Raw genomic sequence first — 7,558 nt, 5'->3', positions numbered from 1 at the left:
GAACAGCCCCAGCGACGCCACCGACGCCGCCACCCGCGGCTCCACCGCCTGCCGTCCGTGGCCCGGCACCCCCGCCGAGCTCGCCGCGGAGACGCGCGACGCGAGCGCGAGGTGCGTCGCGACCACGCGCGTGTGCAGGTAGGTTCCGTCGACGAGGTCGGCCAGCGGCCGCCAGCCGTCGCCGTCGCCGGTCCGCTCGACGGCGAAGAACTCGCCGAGGCGGTCGAGCTCAGGCATGGCGACGGCTCACGACGCGTCGTCGGTGCGGTCCTGGGGGGCCTGCTCCCGGCCACGTTCCCACTCGAGCTCACGCTTGAGCCGGTCGAGCGTGCGGCGGATGTTGCCCCGCTGGAACGTCGCGAAGGAGTCGCGTCCCGTGGCCACCCGGTCGAACACCGACGCCGTCCAGTCGGGCCAGCCGGTGCGACCGTCGAGCCACGTCTCGGTCACGAGCGTGCCGCCCACGGCGGGCTCGAACGTGTACTCCCACGACGCCACCCGCACCGGCAGCAGACGTCGGCCCGGACCCCAGGCGCGCACGTCGAACGCGAAGCGTCGGCCGGGGTCGGCCGCCGTCACGACGCAACGCGTGTGCCAGCGGGCGCGGCCGCGACGGTTCGTGCCCACGAACACCGTGCCGACCCCGATCGGCGCGGCAGGGTCGGCGAGCTCGGCGCCCGTGTTCTCCGGGCTCCAACGCCCCATCTGCCGGACGTCGCTGAGCGCGGCGTAGACGACGTCGGGCTCGACGCCGACCACCACGGTGTCGCTGACGGTGAGGGCTCGGGACATGCACGGGAGGCTACCCGCGGTGCCGTCGCCGCGCCGACGCGAGGGGCGCCCAGGGAACAGGCGCGCCGCGACCGTCACCAGCCCCTCCCTCACCAACACTGGGCCCAGGCGGCCACCGACCGCACCGTCGGGGACGAGTCGTCGCAGAGCCGCTCGAGCAGGTCGGGCGACGACGCCGGGTTCGCGGCCACCCAGCCGCGGACCGTCTCGTCCGCGTCGGTCGCGAGCCGGTCGAGCAGGTCCGGCGGCGACGCGGGGTGGCGCGCCACGGCGGCGCGCACGCCCAGGTCGGGGTCGGCGGCCAGCCGCTGCAGCACCTCCGCGGCCGCCAGCGACGAGCCCGCCGCCGCGGCCCGCACCCGCGGGTCGGGCGACCTGGCCATCTCCGCCACCCGCCGCCGCTTGGACGCCGACGCCTCGGGCGAGCGGAACGTCGACACCGGGCGGGGGTCGTCGCCCGCGGCGCGCACCCGGGCCAGCTGCTCGGGGGTGAAGAACCCGACGCACGACATGCTCGCCCGCCCGCTCAGGAGCCCGCGCGGGCGTTGACCTCGTAGGAGGTGTTGATCGACTCGAAGAAGTTGACGAGCTGCAGGGTGTCGTTGGCCGTCGCCATCCACTTCGCCGGGTTCGCCGCTCCGTAGTGAGGCTCGAAGCCGAGCTCCTCCAGGCGCCGGTCGGCGAGGTAGCGGACGTAGGTGTTGATGTAGTCGGCGTTGAGCCCGAGGATCCCGTGCGGCAACAGGTCGCGGTTGTAGGCCTCCTCCATGGCCACCGCGTCGAGGACCATCTGGCGGATCTCCGCCGCGAACTCCTCGGTGGCGATCTCGGGGTTCTCGTCGAGCACCGTGAGGATCAGGTTGATGCCGAACTTCAGGTGCAGGCTCTCGTCGCGCACGATCCAGTCGACGAGGGAGCCGAAGTTGCGCAGCAGGTTCCGCTGCCGGAAGCTCAGCGCCACCATGAAGCCGGAGTAGAACCAGATCCCCTCGAGGATCACGTTGTACGCCACGAGGTTGCGCACGAAGTCCTGCTTGCCCGCGGTGGTCGTGATGTCGAGGGTCTGCTCGGTCATCCGCTGGATGAAGCGCACCTCGAAGGCCTCCTTGGCGGCCATCGACGGGACGTTCACGTGCGACTCGTACGCCGCGACCCGGTCGATGGGGAACGTCTCGAGCACGTACTCGAAGCTCATGCAGTGGTTGGCCTCCTCCCACATCTGCTTGGCGAGGTAGAGGTGGCACTCGGCCGCGTTGACGTAGGGGTACACGCCGAACGCGAGCGCCTTGTTGACGAGCAGCTCGTTGGGGTTGAAGTAGCTCATGAGGAAGGTGAGCGCGTGGCGCTCGTCGTCGCTCATGCGCTCGAAGTCGGCGAGGTCCTCACCGAGCTGGACCTCGTTGGGGAACCACGTGTTGGCGACGGCCTGGTCGTACAGCTCCATCGCCCACGGGTAGGTGACGGGCTTGAGCAGCAGGCCTTCGGCGATGCCGGTGCCGAGGATGGGCATGGGGGGTCTCGCTCTCGGGGGTCGGGGTGGTGAGGCGGCCGTCGCGGAGCCGGCTCGCGCGACGGCCGCCGGGTGGTCTCGATACGTCCGTCCCTGTTCGTGCCTCACGGGACGGACTACTCGACCAGCGGGTCCGGGGTTACTGGCAGGACTCGCACTGCAGGCGCTCCTGCGGATCGATCGGGCAGGCGGACCCGTCGACGACGTCGAGCTCCTGGATCTCCTCCGGCACGACGGCCACCGGAGCCGGGGCCGGGGTCGGGGCTGCGGTGGCGGCGCCGAAGCCGCGGCGGGCGCCGAAGCCGCGCCCGCCCGACGTCGTCGCACCCTGCGGGGCGACGGCCTCGGCCTTGTTGACCCTGACGGTGCTCTGCTCGGCGGTGTGCCGCGGCATCATGTGCAGGTAGTAGGTCGTCTTGACGCCCCTGCGCCACGCGGCTGCGTAGAGGTCGACCATGTCGCCGACGTCGCGGCTGGCGAGGTAGATGTTGCGGCTGATCGCCTGGTCGATCCACTTCTGCGCGCGGGCGGCCACCTCGAGGAACGCGTAGGGCGACAGCTGGAAGCTGGTCCGGTAGATCTCGACCAGGTCGGCGGGCGCGCCCTCGACCTTCGACAGGTCGCCCTGGTGGCGCAGCAGGTCCTCGCGCAGCGACTCCCACAGGCCTCGCTCGCGCAGGTCCTCGACGAGGTTGCGGTTGACCTCGAGGAACTTGCCCGCCGCGGTCGCCCGGCTGAAGATCTGGCTGAACTGCGGGTCCAGCCCCGGAGTGGTGCCGGCGACGAGGCCGATCGACGCGGTCGGCGCGATGGCCATCAGCGTGGAGTTGCGGACACCTCCCGCGACCTTGGCGCGCAGCGCGTCCCAGTCCAGGCGGGAGCGACGCGTGACGTCGACGGGCACGCCGCGGTCGGCCTCGAGCAGGTCGAGGGAGTCGAACGGGACCATGCCCTGGCTCCAGCGCGACCCGGCGAAGTTCGGGTACGCGCCACGCTCGCGGGCGAGGTCGGCGGAGGCGTCGATCGCGTGCCAGCTGACGAACTCCATCAGCTCGTCCATGAGGTCGTAGGCGCGCTCGCTCTCGTAGGACCAGCCGAACCGCTCGACGACGTCGGTGAAGCCCATGACGCCGAGCCCGAGGGCGCGGTTCTCCTCGTTCGAGCGCTCCGACTCCGGCACCGAGCTGATCGTGATGTCGATGAGGTTGTCGAGCTGGCGGACGGCGAGCCGCGTGGACTCGGCGAGCCGGTCCCAGTCGACGCGTGCGTCGCCGCGGCGTCCGACCACGTGCCGGGAGAGGTTGATCGACGCCAGGTTGCAGACGCTGATGTTCTCGCGGTCCTGCGGCAGGCAGATCTCGGTGCACAGGTTCGACAGGTGGATCGTGCCGGTGTTCTGGTTGAGGGCGCGGGTGTTGACCGTGTCCTTCCAGGTGAGCCACGGGTGCGACGTCGTCTGCAGCGTCGTGAGGATGGCGCGGAACTGCTCGCGCGCCTTCAGCTTCTTGTGCCGGATCTCGCCGCGCTCGGCCTGCGCCGCGTACTCGGCGTAGCGGCGGCTGAACGCCTGGCCGAACAGCTCCGGCAGGTCGCCGACCTCGAGCGGGTCGAACAGGTACCAGTCGGCGTCGGCCTCGACCCGCTTCATGAACTCGTCGGAGATCCAGACGGCGGTGTTGGCCGTGCGCGTGCGCCGGTAGGGGTCGCCGGAGTTCTGCCGCAGGTCGAGGAACTGGCCGAAGTCGAGGTGCCAGTTCTCCATGTAGAAGCACAGGGCGCCGAACTTCTTGCCGCCCCGGCTCACGGCGCGCAACGTCGAGTCGATGGTGTGCATGAACGGGATCGGACCGGTCGAGCTGGTGTTGTTCGAGCGGATGGGGGAGCCCTCGGCGCGCAGCTGCGTGACCGAGAGGCCGATGCCGCCCGTGCCCTTCGTCAGCCACATGACGTCGCGGACGCTCTTGGCGATGTGCTCGATGTCGTCCTCCATCTGCATGACGAAGCAGTTGGAGAGCTGGCTGTACGCGGTGCCCGCGTTGACGAGCGTCGAGCCCGCGGCGAGGTACTCGAGGCGCGACATCTTGTCGTAGAACGCCAGCGCGGCCGTCGTGGCGTCCTCCTCGTTCAGCGCGAGGCCCATCGCCACGCGCATCCAGAAGAACTGCGGCACCTCCAGGGGCGTGCCGTCGGGCTCGGTGATCATGTAGCGGTTGCGCATGGTCTGCGCGCCGACGTAGCGCAGCAGGTCGTCGCGGTCGGGGTCGAGCGCGGACCCGAGCCGCTCGAGGTCGAAGGCCTCGGCCAGCCGCTCGTCGAGCAGCCCGAGCTCGACGCCGCGCAGGATCGCGCGGACGAACGCCGGACCGTGGAAGGCGTACACCTCGTCGCGGGTGACGCCCTCGCCGAAGATCTTCTTGTAGAGCGTCTTGACCAGCAGGCGCGACGCGATCGTGTCGAAGGCCGGGTCGTCCTTGACGTTCTGCAGCGCGACGCCGATGACGGCCTCGTCGAGCTGCTCGCTGCTGATGCCGTCGAACAGCGTGATCTCCAGCTCGGCGCGCAGCTGCGTCGCCCGGGAGACCTGGTCGGGCAGGCCGGTGGCGGCCTCCTCGATGGATCTCGCGATCTCGTAGCCGTCGTAGTCCGCTCGGCTGCCGTCGCGCTTGATGACGGTGATGGTCATCGGTTCACCCCTCGTGAACTCGTCGTGACTGACGCAGTCCACGGGCACGCGGGGAGAGGAGGACGGGTCGCGGGCACGCCACGACGTCGTCTGATCCTTGGACCTTCCCACGAGGTCGCGGACCTCCACCGGTGGCGGTGGAGCACTGGCAGGTCTTCGGACTCGCGGGCCAGGCATCGCTGCCGCCTACTGGGTGTCGCTTCCCAGGGATGCATCTCTGCAGGGCCCCAGTGCTGATGACACCGTTCGTTCCCACTCACCGCTGCGGGGCAGTTCCGGTCTCTCACCGGATTCCCTCTTGCGACGACCCGTCTGGATGACGGGCCGAACCAGCTGCACGACCCACCATATACGGGGAACTACACGAATGTAACCCCTACATCTTGGGTTCATGCGAACGCCGCCTCCCAGTTGTCGGGAGGCGGCGTCTGCGGACGAGGTCAGAGTGCGGCGGCGGCCGCCCGGCGCTCGACGTCGGCTTGGTGCGCCCGCCAGGTGCGGGCCGTGAGCCCGGTGAGGGCGAGGGCGACACCGGCCCACAGCGCGGTGCTCGTGGCGAGCGAGCCGATGCGGAAGGCGTACAGGGTGGTGGCCGGGAAGGAGTCCGGGACCTCGTCGATGGGCGCGAGGACGAGACCGGCGACACCGACCACGACGACGTACAGGGCGGCCCCGGCGACGACCGCCACCCACGGGCCGCGGGCCAGCAGGGCCCGCGCGAGCAGGACGGCGGCCACGACGGCCAGCAGCGACACGGCGACGAAGCTGAAGTACAGGGCGGTGCGCTCGCCGATCGTGTCGGCCGAGCCGACCGCCGGCGGGTTCGGCGGGTACTTCAGCCACGGCACGACGGTGTAGGCGAGGTAGGCCAGCAGCACCACGACGGCGGTGGAGCCCACCGGGCCGAGCCCGCCGAGCCGGCCGACGGCGAAGGCCGAGGCGATGCCGACGACGCCGCCGGCGACGAGCCCCACGATGATCGTGGCGGTCGCGAGGCCGGGGCCGGCCTGCTCGCCTCGGCTGATCGCGGCGTCCTCGTCGCCGTGGGAGTGTCCGCCGGACTCCGTCGATGGGCGGCTCGCCGACCACGGAGGCGGCGGCGAAGGCCAGCACGCCGCCGAGCAGACCGGCGAGCAGGCCGTGGACGAGGAACGTGCGGGCGGTCAGGTGGGGTGTGCGGGTGGTGCTCATGGGTCGGGTCCTTCCCGAGCGGAGCGGCGCGACACGTCCCGTCGCGCTGACGGGTCGCTCGGGCCGCGGTTCGACGACAGGGAGCCCACGGTGTCGCCGCGGGCTCGGGGCGGGTGCCCGGAGGCCGGGTCCGCTGGCAGGACCGACCGGGCTCAGGCCCGGTCAGCCGCAGGGTCGGTCAGGGGCAGCGTCGTTCAGTGGCAGCGTCGTTCAGTGGCAGGGGAAGCCCAGCAGGTGGCGTCCGTCGTGGACCCACTCGTGCACGCCGGTGCCGGAGATGAGGGAGGTCGCGCCCTGCTCGGCGCCCACGAAGTAGAGCGCGACGAGGGCGAGGAGCGCGATGAACAGCGCCCATGGGGCGAGCTCGCGGACCGGGATGGAGACGACCGGCACCGCGGGGGTGTCGACGGAGGGGTTCAGCTGCGACATGGCAGGCCTTTCCTGAGGGATGAGTGCGTCCCGTGGATGGAGGGCTGTCGACGACCAGGGTCTGGCTCCGTCTCCCCGGTGCTGCTGGGGCGACGTCACAGTAGCGCTACTGCGCCGGACTTCCACCGGCTTCCGTGGTGGTCGACGTGCCGAGCGTAGGGCATGGGCCGGTCGGTGCCACCGGGGTGTGGCGCGCGTCTCATGGTGCGAGCGCGCGGGCCTCCTGCTCCGGCGGCTCGCCGGGACGACGTCGTACCGTTCACCCGTGACCGTCGAGCCCGTGAGCACCCCGTCCGCCGTCCGTCCTCCCGACCCGGCGATCCACGCTGCGGCACGCGAGCGGCTCGCAGGCCTGGCCACGCCTCCCGGGGCGCTGGGCCGGCTGGGCGACCTCGCCTGCTGGGTGGCGGCGACGCAGGGCGAGGTGCCGCCGCGTCCGGTCGACCAGGTGCGCGCCGTGGTGCTCGCCGGCGACCACGGCGTGACCGCGTCGGGCGTCTCCGCGTTCCCGAGCGCCGTCACGCCCGCGATGGTCCGCACGTTCGCCGCCGGACGCGCCGGGGCGAGCGTCCTCGCCGCCCAGCACGGCGTGAGCCTGCGCGTGCTCGACCTCGGCGTCGACGACGACCTCGCCGACCTGCCCGACGCGGTGCGCGCCCACAAGGTGCGGCGGGGCAGTGGGGCGATCGACGTCGAGGACGCGCTGTCCGCGGACGAGACGGCTCGGGCGCTGGCCGCCGGCCGGGCGATCGCGGCGGAGGAGATCGCCGCCGGTGCCCAGCTGCTCGTCACGGGCGACATGGGCATCGGCAACACGACCCCCACGGCCGCGCTCGTGGCTGCCTCGCTCGGGCTGCCGGGCTCGGAGGTCGTCGGCCGCGGCACCGGCATCGACGACGCGTCGCTCGTGCGCAAGGGTGAGGTCGTGCAGGCGGCCCTCGACCGTGCGGGCG

The 7,558-nt window shown here is 71.8% G+C and carries 8 protein-coding genes and 1 riboswitch; of the genes, 1 reads left to right on the top strand and 7 read right to left on the bottom strand.

The genetic code is table 11. The annotated features are described in order from the left end of the window. The 7 genes from A6Q79_RS14295 to A6Q79_RS14265 form a co-directional block, all read right to left on the bottom strand. The coding region (locus tag A6Q79_RS14295; protein WP_317698657.1) for a hypothetical protein at positions 1 to 237 on the bottom strand (237 nt) is incomplete at its 3' end. Positions 238 to 246: 9 nt separating this feature from the next. Next, a complete protein-coding gene (locus A6Q79_RS14290) occupies positions 247 to 792 on the bottom strand; it encodes an SRPBCC family protein (protein WP_286690617.1) in 546 nt (181 codons plus the stop codon). A gap of 89 nt (positions 793 to 881) precedes the next feature. After that, positions 882 to 1,304 (bottom strand): HEAT repeat domain-containing protein, encoded by a 423-nt coding sequence (locus tag A6Q79_RS14285; protein WP_286690616.1) that lies wholly within the window; start codon positions 1,302 to 1,304, stop codon positions 882 to 884. A 14-nt stretch (positions 1,305 to 1,318) separates the two neighbouring features. Continuing rightward, positions 1,319 to 2,302, bottom strand: coding sequence for a ribonucleotide-diphosphate reductase subunit beta (locus A6Q79_RS14280; RefSeq protein ID WP_067860251.1), 984 nt, complete (start codon positions 2,300 to 2,302; stop codon positions 1,319 to 1,321). A gap of 139 nt (positions 2,303 to 2,441) precedes the next feature. Beyond that, entirely contained in the window at positions 2,442 to 4,985 is a 2,544-nt protein-coding gene (locus A6Q79_RS14275; protein WP_286690615.1) for a ribonucleoside-diphosphate reductase subunit alpha, read from the bottom strand. Positions 4,986 to 5,114: 129 nt separating this feature from the next. Further along, a riboswitch (cobalamin riboswitch) is annotated at positions 5,115 to 5,334 on the bottom strand. 91 nt (positions 5,335 to 5,425) lie between these two features. Next, positions 5,426 to 6,010: a CbtA family protein gene (locus A6Q79_RS14270; RefSeq protein WP_317698658.1), complete on the bottom strand. Its 585-nt coding sequence runs from the start codon at positions 6,008 to 6,010 to the stop codon at positions 5,426 to 5,428. Positions 6,011 to 6,386: 376 nt separating this feature from the next. Next, a complete protein-coding gene (locus A6Q79_RS14265; protein WP_067860245.1) occupies positions 6,387 to 6,605 on the bottom strand; it encodes a CbtB domain-containing protein in 219 nt (72 codons plus the stop codon). 265 nt (positions 6,606 to 6,870) lie between these two features. Here A6Q79_RS14265 and A6Q79_RS14260 point away from each other — a divergent pair. Then, positions 6,871 to 7,558 (top strand): nicotinate-nucleotide--dimethylbenzimidazole phosphoribosyltransferase (locus A6Q79_RS14260; RefSeq protein ID WP_317698656.1); only part of this gene is annotated, 688 nt, incomplete at its 3' end.

Origin of the sequence: Aeromicrobium sp. REDSEA-S32_B7, assembly GCF_001626145.1 — a bacterium.
Lineage (GTDB): Bacteria > Actinomycetota > Actinomycetes > Propionibacteriales > Nocardioidaceae > Aeromicrobium > Aeromicrobium erythreum.
The sequence above is the reverse complement of the archived record's forward strand: the minus strand, read 5'-3'. Positions and strand labels throughout refer to the sequence as shown.